At 68.1% G+C, this 13,406-nt stretch carries 13 protein-coding genes; 6 read left to right on the top strand and 7 right to left on the bottom strand.

The window, feature by feature from the left end; translation table 11 throughout:
• The 3 genes from UK23_RS28135 to UK23_RS28125 form a co-directional block, all read left to right on the top strand.
• On the top strand, positions 1–396 hold a 396-nt coding region (locus UK23_RS28135), incomplete at its 5' end, for a carbohydrate ABC transporter permease (RefSeq protein WP_045314672.1).
• Positions 393–1,343, top strand: coding sequence for a hydroxyacid dehydrogenase (locus UK23_RS28130; protein ID WP_231114710.1), 951 nt, complete (start codon positions 393–395; stop codon positions 1,341–1,343). The genes UK23_RS28135 and UK23_RS28130, both read left to right, overlap by 4 nt.
• Positions 1,344–1,368: 25 nt before the next feature.
• Positions 1,369–3,123 carry a DUF2264 domain-containing protein gene (locus UK23_RS28125; RefSeq protein WP_231114709.1) on the top strand — a complete coding sequence of 585 codons (1,755 nt, stop codon included), beginning with the start codon at positions 1,369–1,371 and terminating at the stop codon, positions 3,121–3,123.
• Between the two features lie 67 nt (positions 3,124–3,190).
• On the opposite strand, the gene UK23_RS28120 is transcribed toward UK23_RS28125, so the two are convergent.
• The 4 genes from UK23_RS28120 to UK23_RS28105 are packed head-to-tail and all read right to left on the bottom strand — an operon-like array spanning position 3,191 to position 7,136.
• The gene (locus UK23_RS28120) at positions 3,191–4,189 is read right to left on the bottom strand and encodes a LacI family DNA-binding transcriptional regulator (protein ID WP_045314669.1); all 999 of its coding nucleotides are present in this window, start codon (positions 4,187–4,189) and stop codon (positions 3,191–3,193) included.
• A 30-nt stretch (positions 4,190–4,219) separates the two neighbouring features.
• Positions 4,220–5,026, bottom strand: coding sequence for a carbohydrate ABC transporter permease (locus UK23_RS28115; protein ID WP_045314668.1), 807 nt, complete (start codon positions 5,024–5,026; stop codon positions 4,220–4,222).
• Complete coding sequence (locus tag UK23_RS28110; protein ID WP_196777923.1) at positions 5,023–5,904, bottom strand: carbohydrate ABC transporter permease; 882 nt, start codon at positions 5,902–5,904, stop codon at positions 5,023–5,025. The genes UK23_RS28115 and UK23_RS28110 overlap by 4 nt, the downstream gene beginning before the upstream one ends.
• Positions 5,901–7,136: an ABC transporter substrate-binding protein gene (locus tag UK23_RS28105; protein ID WP_045314666.1), complete on the bottom strand. Its 1,236-nt coding sequence runs from the start codon at positions 7,134–7,136 to the stop codon at positions 5,901–5,903. Before UK23_RS28105 ends, UK23_RS28110 begins: the two co-directional genes overlap by 4 nt.
• A gap of 198 nt (positions 7,137–7,334) precedes the next feature.
• Between UK23_RS28105 and UK23_RS28100 the strand changes: the two genes are divergently transcribed.
• The gene (locus tag UK23_RS28100; RefSeq protein WP_196777922.1) at positions 7,335–10,217 is read left to right on the top strand and encodes a glycoside hydrolase family 9 protein; all 2,883 of its coding nucleotides are present in this window, start codon (positions 7,335–7,337) and stop codon (positions 10,215–10,217) included.
• Here the strand turns inward: UK23_RS28100 and UK23_RS28095 are convergent.
• From UK23_RS28095 to UK23_RS28085, 3 genes are all read right to left on the bottom strand, one after another.
• Entirely contained in the window at positions 10,214–10,594 is a 381-nt protein-coding gene (locus UK23_RS28095; protein WP_196777921.1) for a class I SAM-dependent methyltransferase, read from the bottom strand. The two genes, UK23_RS28100 and UK23_RS28095, sit on opposite strands and share 4 nt — an antisense overlap.
• 59 nt (positions 10,595–10,653) lie before the next feature.
• Entirely contained in the window at positions 10,654–11,061 is a 408-nt protein-coding gene (locus UK23_RS28090) for a VOC family protein (RefSeq protein WP_045314664.1), read from the bottom strand.
• A 68-nt stretch (positions 11,062–11,129) separates the two neighbouring features.
• Positions 11,130–12,275, bottom strand: coding sequence for an acyl-CoA dehydrogenase family protein (locus tag UK23_RS28085; RefSeq protein WP_045314663.1), 1,146 nt, complete (start codon positions 12,273–12,275; stop codon positions 11,130–11,132).
• Positions 12,276–12,369: 94 nt separating this feature from the next.
• Here UK23_RS28085 and UK23_RS28080 point away from each other — a divergent pair, with 94 nt between their 5' ends.
• Together UK23_RS28080 and UK23_RS28075 are read left to right on the top strand one after the other, a co-directional pair.
• Positions 12,370–13,032, top strand: coding sequence for a winged helix-turn-helix transcriptional regulator (locus UK23_RS28080; RefSeq protein ID WP_045314662.1), 663 nt, complete (start codon positions 12,370–12,372; stop codon positions 13,030–13,032).
• Positions 13,033–13,140: 108 nt separating this feature from the next.
• Positions 13,141–13,406 (top strand): hypothetical protein (locus UK23_RS28075; protein ID WP_045314661.1); only part of this gene is annotated, 266 nt, incomplete at its 3' end.

Genomic DNA, 13,406 nt, shown 5'->3' with positions numbered 1-13,406 from the left:
TTCAACCCGTTCGGCGTCTACCTCGGCCGGATCTTCAGCCAGGGCTACGTGCCCGACGAGGTCCTGGAAGCCGCGAGAATCGACGGCGCGGGTGACCTGGCGACGTATTTCAAGGTCGCGCTCAAGATGCTCGGACCGGGCCTGATCACGCTGTTCCTGTTCCAGCTCACCGCGATCTGGAACAACTTCTTCCTGCCCATGGTCATGCTGTCGGACCAGAAGCTCTATCCGGTCAGCCTCGGCCTCTACCAGTGGAACAGCTCCGCCACGGTGAGCCCCGAGTACTACCCGGTGGTGATCATGGGATCGTTGTTCGCCGTGCTGCCGCTGATCCTCGCGTTCATGCTGCTGCAACGGTTCTGGCGCGCCGGTCTGACCGCCGGAGCCGTCAAGTGAGGGCAGCGGGTGCGATGTCGGCCGACGCGGTGAACACCGTCCTCACACCCGTGCTCGATCAGCTCGAGGCGATCTGCGACTTCGGCCCGGTCAGCCAGGACCTCGATGCGATCCCCGACGTGGACCTGTTGGTGACCGGCTGGGGGTGCCCGCCGATCACGGCTGAGGTCCTGCGCCGTCTGCCCAGCCTCAAAGCGATCGTGCACACCGCGGGTTCCGTCAAGGGCTTCGTCACGGACGCCTGCTGGGACCGCGGCATCGTCGTCTCGTCGGCGGCGACGGCCAACGCGCTGCCCGTCGCCGAGTACACCCTCGCGATGATCCTGCTGAGCGGCAAACGTGTGCTGGAACGAGCGCGTGACTACAAGGCCACCAAGCGGATCGACCACTACGACCTCCCATCGACCGTCGGCAACTACGGCGCCACGATCGGCGTCCTGTCCGCGTCGATGATCGGCCGCCGGGTGATCGAGCTGTTGCGGCCGTACGATTTCCACGTGTTGGTGCACGACCCGTTCGTGGCCGAAGTGGACGGTGCCGAGTCGGTGGGCCTCGCGGAGTTGTTCCGGCGCAGCGACGTGGTCAGCGTGCACACGCCACTGCTCCCGGAGACGAGGGGACTGGTGAGCGGTGAGCTGCTGGAGCAGTTGCGCGACGACGCGGTGCTGATCAACACCGCTCGTGGCGCGGTGATCGACCAGGAAGCGCTGGTGCGCGAGGTGGGCCGCATCCGCGCGGTGCTCGACGTGACCGATCCCGAGGTGCTGCCGCCGGACCACCCGTTGTGGCGCAGCGACAACGTGCTGATCACACCCCACCTGGCCGGCTCCCAGGGCAACGAGTGGGGGCGTTTGGCCCACCACGCGGTCGCTGAAGTGCGCAGGTGGGTCAACGGTGAGCCGTTCTCGACACCGGTGCCCGCGGAACGCCGGGAGCGCATCGCGTGACGCCGCCGACGAGGGCCAGGTGCCCGTGGAACGAAGGGAACACGTTCGCGTGAAGCTGCCCGGCGACGACCGCGTGCTCAGCCCCCACACCGGCCTCACCCGAGCACATTGGGTGGCTGCCGCCGACGGACTGCTCGACTCCGCCTGGCGGTACGCCTCACCCGACCAGGCCTTCCTCGACCTCCCCGGCCGTCCGTCCCGCAACGGAGTCCGCAGCGACGGCCTGGAGGGCTACGCCAGGACGTTCCTCGCCGCCGCCTTCCGCACCGCGCACGGCGACGACCCGCACAGCTGGCTGGAGCGCTACGCCGCCGGACTCGTGGCCGGCACGGCGGGGGAGTGGCCCGCGATCACCGACGTCGGCCAGCCGATGGTCGAGTCCGCGTCGGTCGCACTCGGTCTGCGCCTGACCAAGCCGTGGCTGTGGGACAAGCTGTCCGAACCCCAGCAGGACCGCGCCGAAGCGTGGCTGCGGGAAGCGCTGCGGCACGTCCCGGCGGCCAACAACTGGTACTTCTTCCCGTACACCGTCGCCGCGTTCCTGGAGGCAGCAGGTCGCGGCGACGACGAGACCAGGCAAGCCAGGCTCCGCGCGATGGAGCTGCTCCAAGGCTGGTACCGCGGCGACGGCTGGTACTCCGACGGCGACGGCCGCGCGTTCGACCACTACAACGGCTGGGCCCTGCACCTCTACCCGGCACTCGGCGCGTTCCTCGACGGCGAGCCGATCACCACGCACCTGCGCGAACACCTGGAGAGCTTCCACCTGCTCTTCGGCGCGGACGGCGCTCCGATCTACTTCGGACGGTCCCTCACCTACCGGTTCGCGACGGTGTCCGCCATCGCGCTCGGCGCGGTCACCGGCGAGACACCGCTGCGGCCTGGCCACTCCCGGTACCTCATCGGCAACACGCTCAGGTACTTCCTCGACCGGGGGTCACTCACCGACGGCCTGCTCAGCCTCGGCTGGCACGGTCCGCACGAGGCCACGTTGCAGCCCTACTCCGGACCCGGCTCGCCGTACTGGGCTTCGAAGGCGTTCGTCTGCCTGCTCGCCGGACCGGATCATCCACTGTGGACCGCACCGGAAGAGCGCACAGAGGAGAACCAAACGCTTGCGCTGCCAGGACCAGGCCTGCTGATCCAGCGGCACAACGGCGTGACCAGGCTGCACAACCACGGCAGCGACCACGTCCGGCCGTTCGAGGGGGAGTACGCGACCGAGGACGACCCGCTCTACAGCCGGTTCGCCTACTCGACGTCGACCGGCCCGACGTCCGCGAAGAACCCGGCCGACAACCACATCAGCCTGGTGATCAGGGGCAACCGCAGTGTCCGCAGGCGCATCCACCCGCTGGGCGCTGACGGCAACTGGGCCGCGTCCTGGCATCGGCCGGTGTTCGACGCGCACCAGCCGATGGTGCCGGGTCTGAGGATCGAGAGCGTCACGGCGGTGTGGGACGACCAGGAGTTGCGGATCCACCGGGTGATCGCGGCGCCGCCCGGCACCAAGGCCGAACTGACCGGGTGGGCCACGGATCTGCCCTCACCGCTGGTGGGAGTGAGGGGCTGGACCGGGGCGGAGTGGCAGGCCGCGCCGCAGGGCACGGCGTTCGTGGGTTCGGCGAGCGTGCCGACGCTGACCGCGGAGATCGAGGGCACGGTGACGTTGGCGGCGGTCGCGGTGCTCGGCGGAACGGTGGCGGAAGTGGACTGGGAGGCTCGCGTGGACGAGATCCTCGGGTTGACTTTGGACGCGCCCGGATGGCCGGCTGGGTGAGCAGGTCGGGGGAGATCCCCGGGGTGACCAGGCCCGGCGCGGTCGGCTGGGGTGGGTCGCGGAGACCTCAGGCCGACTCGCGGCGAACCAAAGTGGTCGGCAGGATCAGCGAGGTCGGCGTGTCTCCGTCGATCAGCCGCAACAGCATCCGCGTCATCTCCCGCCCCAACGCGTCGATCGGCTGCCGCACCGTCGTCAACGCCGGCGTCGTGTGCTGCGCCGTGACGATGTCGTTGAACCCCACCACGGCCACCTCGTCAGGCACCTGAACGCCCCGAGCCGCCAGCACCGACAACGCCCCGGCCGCCATCGCGTCAGAAGCCACGAACACCGCGTCCAGGTCGGGGAACCGGTCCAGCAGCGACGTCATCGCCGCAGCCCCACCGGCCTCGCTGAAGTCCCCGTGCGCCACGCGCGAGTCGTCCAGCCCGGCCAGCACCACAGCCTCGCGATAACCGAGATACCGCGCCACCCCGACGTGCTGATCCTGCGAGCCCGTGATCGTCGCGACCCGCCTGCGCCCCAACGAGATCAGGTACTCGACCGCCGAACGCGCGCCACCCCGGTTGTCCGCGTCGACGTAGAACCGCGGCTCCGAGTCCAGCGACCGTCCACCATGAACCACCGGCAGCCCGCTCGACTCGGCCAAAGCGGACAGCGGGTCGTTCTCCTTCAACGCCAGCAGCATCACACCGTCGGCCGCGCGCGCCTTGAAGATCCGCGACAGCCGGGCGCGGCCCCGGTCGGACGCCGCCAGCACCAGCTGCAGCTCCAGGTCGGTCTCCTCGACCACCGCGTTCACCCCGGTGACGACCTGCGCGAAGAACAGGTTCGCGAACAACCCCGGATCGTCGCTGGAGATCGCCAGCACCACCGAGCCGCGCCGTTGCCCGGCCAGCGACTGCGCGGTCTTGTTCGGCACATAGGCGAGCTCGTCGATGGCGCGCTCGACCGCGTCCCGGGCCTTGCGGCTCACGTGCGGAGCGTTGTTGATCACCCGCGACACGGTGCCGATCGACACTCCCGCGTGTTTCGCGACGTCATCGACGGTCACCGGCCTGTTCATGCCCACAGTGTCGCATCCCTCCCTGGTGCCTCAAGCCTTGATCGCGCCTTCCATGATCCCGCCGATGATCTGCCGCCCGAACAGCACGAACACCACCAGCAGCGGCACCGTCGAGACCAGCGCGCCCGCGAACATCAGCGTGTAGTCGGTGTAGTAGGTCGTGGACAGCTGCGACAACGAGAACTGCACGGTCGGGTTGTCGGCCTCGAGCACGGCGAGCGGCCACAGGAACTCGTTCCACGTCCCCATGAACGTGAACAGCCCGAGCACCGCCGCGCCCGGCCGCAACGCGGGCAGCACGACCGTCCAGTAGATCCGGAACGTCGAGCAGCCGTCCACCCGCGCGGCCTCGATCAGCTCGTCCGGCACGGCCTTCTCGGCGTACTGGCGCATCAGGAACACCCCGAACGCGGACACCAGCGACGGCACGATGATCGCTTCGAGGCGGTTCTGCCAGCCCAGCTCCACCATGATCAGGTACAGCGGGATGATGCCCATCTGCACCGGGATCATCATGGTGCCGAGGATGACCAGCAGCAGCGCGTTGCGGCCGCGGAACCGCAGCTTGGCGAACGCGAACCCGGCCAGCGAACTGAAGAACACCACCGAGACCGTCACCACGGCCGACGACAGCGCCGAGTTCCCCATGCCCAGCAGGAAGTTGGCCTGCTCGGCGTCGAAGAGCCGCCCGACGTTGTCCCACAGGTTCGGACCGGGCAGCAACGGCGGTGGCCAGTCGCCCACCACGTCGTTGGCCCGCGTCGCCACCACGAACAGCCAGTACAGCGGGAACGCGGACAGCGCGATCGCCACGGCCAGCGTCAGCCTGACCATCATCGGCTTCTCCTCGTGATCAGGAAGTTCACCACGGCCAGCAGCGTGATCATCAGGAAGATCAGCCACGCCACGGCGGACCCGTAGCCGTAGTCGAAGTCGCGGAACGCCTTCTCGAACATGAACATCGACAGGGTCTGGAACTGCCGCAGGCTGCCACCGGAGATCGCGAACCCGCCCTGCCCGAAGATCAGCGGCTCGGTGAACAGCTGCATGCCCGCGATCGTCGACATGATCACGGTGAACAGGATCGCCGGCCGGATGTTCGGCACGGTGATGCTGAAGAACTGCCGCACTTTCGACGCACCGTCCACAGTGGCCGCCTCGTAGAGATCACGGGGCACCGCCTGCATCGCCGCCAGGTAGATCAACGCGTTGTAGCCGGTCCAGCGCCAGTTCACCATCGTCGCGATCGCCGTCCACGACGACCACTTGTCGGCGTGCCAGTCGATCGGCGCGAAGCCCGCCAGCCCCAGCAGCCCGTTCGCCATGCCCGCGTCCCGGTCGAAGATCTGGCTGAACACGATGCCGACCGCCGCCACCGAGGTGACGATCGGCAGCAGCACGCCCATCCGCAGGAACGTCAGCCCGCGCAGCTTCTGGTTCAGCAACGACGCCAGCACCAGCGCGCAGAACAGTTGCGGCACCGTGGCCAGCACGAGCATGCCGATGGTGTTGCAGGTGGCGTTCCAGAAGTCCGGGTCGCTGAACAACATGACGTAGTTGTCCAGGCCGACGAACCCGCCCTGCCCGGCGATGTCCCACTCGTGCACCGACACCCAGGCCGTGTACACGAGCGGGAACAGACCGAACACCGCGAAGATCACGAAGAACGGCGCGACGAACAGGTAAGGCGAGAACCGTTCCGAGAAGGTCTTCACTTGACCAGCCGCTGTGCGTCGGCCACGGCCTTGCTCCACGCCTCGTCCGCGGTCAGCTTCTTCTGCTCCACGGCGGTCAGCGCGTTCACGACCCGGTCGTTGATCGCGATGTTGTCCGGGCCGAGGTAGACGGGCTTCAACGCCTTCACGCTCTCGCCGAAGATCTTCCCGACCGGCGCGTCGCCGAAGTACGGGTTGGTGAACTCGCGCACCACCGGGTCGTCGATGGCCTGCGGTGACGACGGGAAGTTGTTCCTCGACTTGAACGCGGCGGTCTGCCCGCGAGCGCTGGTCAGGAACTTCGCCAGCTCAGCGGCTTCCTTCTGGTGCTGGGACTGCTTCGGCACCGCCAGGAACGACCCACCGCGCACCGCGCCGTCGCCCGGCACGCGGGTGACGTCCCACTTGCCCTTGAGCTCCGGCCCGGCCTGCTTCTCGATCGTGCCGAGCATCCACGACGGGCAGGGGATCGTCGCGAACGCGCCGTTCTTGAAGCCCGCGTTCCACTGCGGACTCCACTGGTCGACGTTGGCCGACAGCCCGGCCTCGACCATCCGGATGGTCGTGTCCCACGCCTCGCGCACGCCGGGGTTGCTGTCGATGACCAGCTTGTTCGACGTGTCGTAGTACGTGTGATCACCCTGCTGCATCAGTACGTTCTGGAACACACCACCGGCCGAGTCGAAGAACTTCGCGCCCTTGAACGACTTTCCTACCTCGATGTACGCGTCCCACGTCGGCCACAGCGCGCCGACGTCCGAGCGATCTGCCGGCAACCCCGCGGCCGCGAACAGGTCCTTGCGGTAACACATGCCCTGCGCGCCGACGTCCGTACCGAGCCCGACGATCTTGCCGTCACCGCTCACGGCCTGCTTCCACTTCCACGGCAGGAAGTTCGGCTCCAGCGAGGCCGCGCCGTGCTCGCGCAGGTCGACGAACTGGTCCGGCTTGGCCATGAACTGGACGAGGATGCCCTCCTCCAGCGCCACGACATCGCCCGCGCCCTTGCCGGTCTGCATCCACTGCTGCAGCTTCGGCGTGTAGTCGCCGAGCTTGCCGATGTTCTCCTCCTTGATCTTCACGCCGGGGTGCGACGCCTCGTACTCGCGGTACAGGTCCTCATAGCCGAACTGGCTGAACGTCTTGACGACCAGGGTCGTGCCGTCGTCGGTGGCAGGGGCGCCACAGGCTGAGAGCGCGACCACGGTGGCCAGCGCGAAGAGTCTCCTCATGGAGATACCTCCAGTTCCGGAAGCGATTACGGTCTTTTGAAGTGCTGTGATGTGGCGTACAGTTCGCCGAAATTGGAAGCGCTTACAGGACTGTAACCACGAGATCATGCATCTGTGAAGAGGCCACCAATGACTGTTGGACTCAGGTTCACGGCAACTGTGCTGTCTGCAGGCCTGCCGGTCTTACTCGTGCTCACCATGACCACTCCGGCTCACGCGGCCGGGCACGAACGCGTGCTCAACGGGTCGTTCGACCTGGGCAAGACCCCGTGGTGGAGCAGCGGGAACACGCCCTCGAAGATCGTCGACGGCAGGCTGTGCGCCGACGTTCCGGCTGGGACGGTCAACCCGTGGAACTCGATGGTCGGCCAGAACGACATCCCGCTCGAAGCCGGTCAGCCCTACACGCTCCGGTTCACGGCGAGCGCCTCACGTCCGGTCACGATCCGCGCGGTCGTCCAGTCGGCGCTGAACAAGCCCGTCACCCTGTCGGCACCGCAGTCCTTCGAGTTCAGCGGCACCTCGACCGTGTCGGACATCCACCAGCAGGTGTCGTTCCAGCTGGGCGGCGCGACCGAGCCGTACACGTTGTGCGTCGACGACGTCTCGCTGACCGGCGGCGCGATCCCGCCCGGCGGCGGCTGGACCTACGGCTCACCGGTGCGCGTGAACCAGCACGCGTACGCGCTCGACGGCCCGAAGCGAGCGACGATCGTGAACTCGGCGACGAAACCGGTGTCGTGGCAGCTGAAAGACGCCAGTGGCCAGGCCGTCCGGAGTGGACGTACCCGGGTTCGCGGCGATGACACCACGTCCGGCGATCACGTGCACATCGCGGACTTCACGTCGTATCGCCACACGGGCAGCGGCTTCACGCTCGTAGTCGGCGCGGACGCGTCACTTCCGTTCGACATCACGGAAAACCCGTACAGCCGGCTCAGCGAGGACTCGTTGGCGTACTTCTACCACAACCGAAGCGGCACTCCGATCGAGGCCGACCGGGTGGGGGAGGCCTACGCCAGGCCTGCCGGACACCTCAGCGACGCATCGGTGCCGTGCCTGCCAGGCGTGTGCGACTACTCGTTGGACGTGCGCGGCGGCTGGTATGACGCGGGCGACCAAGGCAAGTACGTCGTGAACGGCGCGTTGGCCGCGTGGCAGCTCATGGACGCCTACGAACGCAAACCCGACCCGGCCGTGCGGGACGAGGCGATGTGGGAGGTCGAGTTCCTGATGCGCATGCAGGCCCCCGGCGGCATGGTGCACCACAAGATCCACGACCTCGCTTGGACGCCGCTTCCCACGCTGCCGCACCAGGATCCGCAGCCGCGCTACCTGCACGCGGTCTCCACCGCGGCCACGCTGAACCTCGCGGCCGCCGGTGCCCAGTGCGCGCGCGTCTTCCAAGACCCTCGATGCCTGACCGCGGCCGAACGCGCCTGGACAGCGGCGAACGAGAACCCGGCTGTGTACGCGCCAAGAGACGACAACGTCGGCGGCGGCCCCTACGACGACACCGATGTCCGCGACGAGTTCTCCTGGGCTGCGGCGGAGTTGTACGCGACGACAGGCAACTGGAAGTACCTCAACCGCATCACCACCACGCTGACCACAACGGGATTCTCGTGGAAGGACACGGGCGCACTGGCCGACCTGACGATCTTGCGCGCCCCGCAGAAGTTCCCGCTGAGCAAGGTGATCACCGCCAGGGCCAGGCTGCTGAGCGTCGCCAACGGGTACGTCAAAGCGCTGAGACAACAGGGTTATCCGGATCCAGCGCCGGGCTACGCGTGGGGTTCGGCCAGCTCCACCGCCAACGCCGCGATGATCATGGCGATGGCCTACGACCTCACGAAGCAACCTCGCTACCGGGACGGCGTGCTGGAGTCGTTCGACTACCTGCTCGGCCGCAACGCCGTGAACAGGTCGTTCGTCACCGGCTACGGCGAACGCGACGCACGCAACCAGCACCACCGCCACTGGGCGCACCAGCTCGACCCGAAGCTCCCGAACCCACCGCCCGGCGCACTGGCGGGTGGCCCGAACTCCGGCCTGCAGGACCCGGTCGCGCAGCAGAACCTCCGCAACTGCACGCCCGCCAAGTGCTACATCGACGACATCGGCTCGTGGTCGACGAACGAGGTGGCGATCAACTGGAACTCCGCCCTCGCCTGGATCACCGCGTTCGCCGACACCGGGCACACCTTCACCACCGCGGCCAACCCGCTCGACCTGACCAGCGGCTTCTACGTGAACCCGAACTCGGCACCCGCGACCTGGGCCCGCGACCACTCGAATGACCCGCGGGCAGCCAGAATCCAGTCGTCGATCGGCTCGAAGCCCATCGCCCGCTGGTTCGGCGACGACGCGAACATCGGCTCGACCGTCGCCGGCTACACGGGCGCCGCGGACGGCAACGACAAGCTGCCGGTCCTGGTCGCCTACAACCTGCCGGGCAGGGACGCGTGCGGCGGCCACTCCGGCGGCGGCGCGGGCAGCCCGGCCGCCTACCGCACGTGGATCTCCGGTTTCGCCGCGGGAATCGGTGCGAAACCGGCGGTCGTGGTGATCGAGCCGGACGCGCTGGGCGACTTCGAGTGCATGACCCAGGCCCAGATCGACGAGCGCAACGGCATGCTCCTCTACGCCACTCAGATGTTCCAGCAGAAGGCGCCCAACACCTACGCGTACCTGGACGGCGGCAACGCGGGCTGGGTCCCGGCGGCCACCATGGCGTCACGACTGAAAGCCGCGGGCGTGGGCAACGTGCGGGGCTTCTCGGTGAACGTGTCGAACTACTACTCGACCAGCGCCTCGGTCAGCTACGCCAACGCGGTCGCCTCGGGAACAAGCGCGAAGTTCGTCATCGACACCAGCCGCAACGGCAACGGCGGCAACGGCGAGTGGTGCAACCCGGCAGGCCGCAAGCTGGGCACGACGGCGCAGGCCGGTGGCGGCGCGGAGATGTTGCTGTGGATCAAAACCCCGGGCAACTCCGACGGCGAGTGCGGTACCGCACCGACCGTGCCCGCCGGTCAGTTCAGCCCCGCACTGGCCATCCGGCTGATCGACGGCACCTAAACCGGCACGTCGTAGAAGGTGCACACACGCGCACCAGGCGCGAGCCACGGCGCGAGCAGCGAGTGCGCGCGGTCAGGGTCGCGGTGGAACAGCCCGACCCTGACCGCGAAGACCAGGTCGAACCGCCGGTCGCCGAGGCTCATGTCCTCCAGCGACGCGATGAGGAACTCGGCCTTGCCCGACGCCACGTACACGGCGTTGCGGCGGGTGGCGGCCTCGACCATCTTCGTGGACCTGTCGATCGCCGTGAGCGTGCCCGTGTCCAGCAGCTGGCACACCATCGTGGCCGCGACCCCCTGGCCGCAGCCGATCTCCAGCACCCGGTCGTCGGGACGGAGCGCGAGTTGGCCGACCACGCCGCGCAGACGCTCGCTCATGGTCGACATGATGCGTCAACGCGGCGGGCGGGGCCACCACGGTGACCCCGCCGCTGCCGTCAGCCCTGGCTGCCGATGTTGACCAGCCAGTTGATGCCGTACTTGTCGACGACGTCGCCGTACTCGTCGCCCCACATCTGCTTCTCCAGCGGCGTGCCGACCTTGCCGCCGTCCGCGAGCTGCTCGAAGTACGTGCGCAGCACCTCGTCGTCGCCCGAGAGGGAGATCGTGATGGTGTCGCCGGGGTTGTAGGGCATGCCGGGCGGCGTGTCGGAGGCCATCAGCGTGTAACCGGACTCGGTCTCCAGCTGGGCGTGCATGATCTGGTCGGCCTGCGGCGAGTCCTGCATGCCGAACTCGCCGAAGGTGCTGATCCTCAGCTCACCGCCGAAGATCGACTGGTAGAACTCCATCGCCTGGCGGGCGGAACCGTCGAAGCGCAGGTACGGGTTGAGGCGAGTGGCCACCGGAATCGCTCCTTTGAGAGAGACGGACCCGAATACTCGCAAACCCTTGGCACACCTACAACTTGAACCTACTCCGTGACTCCCGGGTCACCCTGAGCGACCTTGCCCGCGTACATGAGTGTGGCTTCCGGGGTGAGCGGGTGGAACGTGCCGCCGCGCACGTCGCGGTAAGCGCGTTCCAGCGGCGAACGCTTGAAGAACGACCGTCCACCCAAGACCTCCATCGCGATGTTCACGACCTCGATGGCCTCCACGACGGCCTGGCGCTTGGCCAGCATCACCGTGATGGTCGACTCGGCGTTGGCCGTGTAGTCGTCACCCAGTTCCTCGATCGATCCCATCAGCGACCACCACGCGGTGCGCAGCTTGTAGTCCATCAGCCCGATCTGCCGCACCGCGTTCTTCGACGTGGAGCGAACGGCCACGTCGCGCGCACCGGAGGCGATGCCGAAGTACGTCGCCCCGCACACCGGCGCGAAGTGCACGATCGCGGCGAACAGCGGTGCGCCGAACTCGCCGTACGGCCTGCGGGCCGCGATCTTCCCGGCCGGGATGAACACGTCCTCCAGCACCACGTCGTGGCTGGCCGTGCCGCGCATGCCGAGCGTGTCCCAGGTTTCCTCGATGCGCACGCCGTCCGCGTTCAGAGGTGCGCTGAAGTGCAGGACCTCCTCGCCGAGGACCGCGGACGTCGCCACGACGTTCGCGCGCGGCGACTGGCTGCAGAACGCCTTGCGCCCGCTCACCAGGAACCCGCCGTCGACGGCAGTCGCGGTCGTCGTCGGCCACAGCCAGTCCGAACCGCCGCTCGTGGCGATGACCAGGCCTTCCGCCGCGACGCGCCGCAGCACGCCCTCCGCGTCCGGCGCGCCCTTGCGTCTGCGATAGGCCTGCATCAGCGTCAGGTAGAGGTGCATGGTGACGGCCAGGGCGGTCGCGCCGTCGTGCCGGGCGAGTTCGGCCTGCGCGTAGCAGACCTGGCGCGTCGTGGCGCCCAGACCGCCCAGCTCCTCGGGTACGGCCAACGCCAGGTAGCCCTCCTCGCGCATGGCCTCGTACGCCTCGGCCACGAACGTCGCCTCCCGGTCGTGCTCGGGCGCGTGGGCCGCCGCGATCGCGCCGATGCGCGCTGCCAGGTCGACGAACTTCGCGTCGTCGTCCCTCGTAACGGTCGGGAACGTGCTGGTCACTCGGGGTGTGTCAAGAGTTGTCATAGGACGAAGCTAGGAACGCGCAAGCCCCGCAGGTAGTTCTGAAAGTGAACCGGACGGCGGTAACGAAACACCCGCGGCGGCGGAGACTTCCCCTGTGAGGACCTATGCCCAGTACTGCCCGATCGTCCGCGCCGTCGAGGTGCTGGGCGACCGGTGGACGTTGCTGATCGTGCGGGACATGCTCATCGGTGCCTCGCGCTTCAACGAGCTCTCGCGCGGCCTGCCGGGACTCTCTCGTGCTCTGCTGTCGCGGCGGCTCCGGCAGCTCGCGAACGCCGGTCTCGTGCAGCGCACCGGTGACGGGTACACGCTCACCCCGTCCGGGGAAGCGTTGCGGCCGCTGGTGTTCGGTCTCGCCGACTGGGGTGCCCGCTACGCGTTCGGCGACCCGCGCGCCGACGAGCTCGACCCCGAGGTGCTGATGTGGTGGATGCACGGCCGCGTCGACACCGGCGCGCTGACGCGCCGCGCGACCATCGAGATCCGCATCAACGACCGGCGTCGCACGTTCTGGCTCGTCGTCGAACCCGGTGACGCCTCCGTCTGCTACACCGACCCCGGCCTGGAGGTCGACGCGGTGCTGGCCTCCGACATCGCCACGCTCTACCGGATGTGGGAGGGCGAGGTGGAGCTGCTCGACGCCGTGCGGGCGGGCACGATCGAGCTGAGCGGGCCGCGCTGGGTCGTGCGCGGGCTGCCGGACTGGCTGAAGCTCAGCCCAGTCGCCGAGCACGTGCGCGCCGCACGTACCACCTGACCTGGGCTTTCAAAATTTCTCAAGATTTTCTGGGCGAGGTTGTCGATCCGGCGTGGTGGCCGTTCGACGCATCAGTGGAAGGACACCACAGCCCAGGAGGAACCTGAGATGACCGCCACGACCGTCACCGCCGCCACCACGACCCGCAAGTTCGCCGTCGGCCGCTACGCCACGATCGTGACCCGCGTGCTCACCGGCCTGCTGTTCGCGACGACGGGCCTGAACGGGTTCCTGATGTTCATGCCCGCACCCGATCCCAGCACGATGGCGCCGGCCGGGGTGGCGTTCAGCGGAGCGCTCTACGCCACCGGGTACATGCTGCAGCTCGCGTCCGGTGTGCAGCTGCTGTCCGGAATCCTGTTGCTGGTGGGACG

Origin of the sequence: Lentzea aerocolonigenes (assembly GCF_000955955.1) — a bacterium.
Taxonomy (GTDB): domain Bacteria; phylum Actinomycetota; class Actinomycetes; order Mycobacteriales; family Pseudonocardiaceae; genus Lentzea; species Lentzea aerocolonigenes_A.
This window is presented reverse-complemented; position numbering and strand designations above follow the sequence as displayed.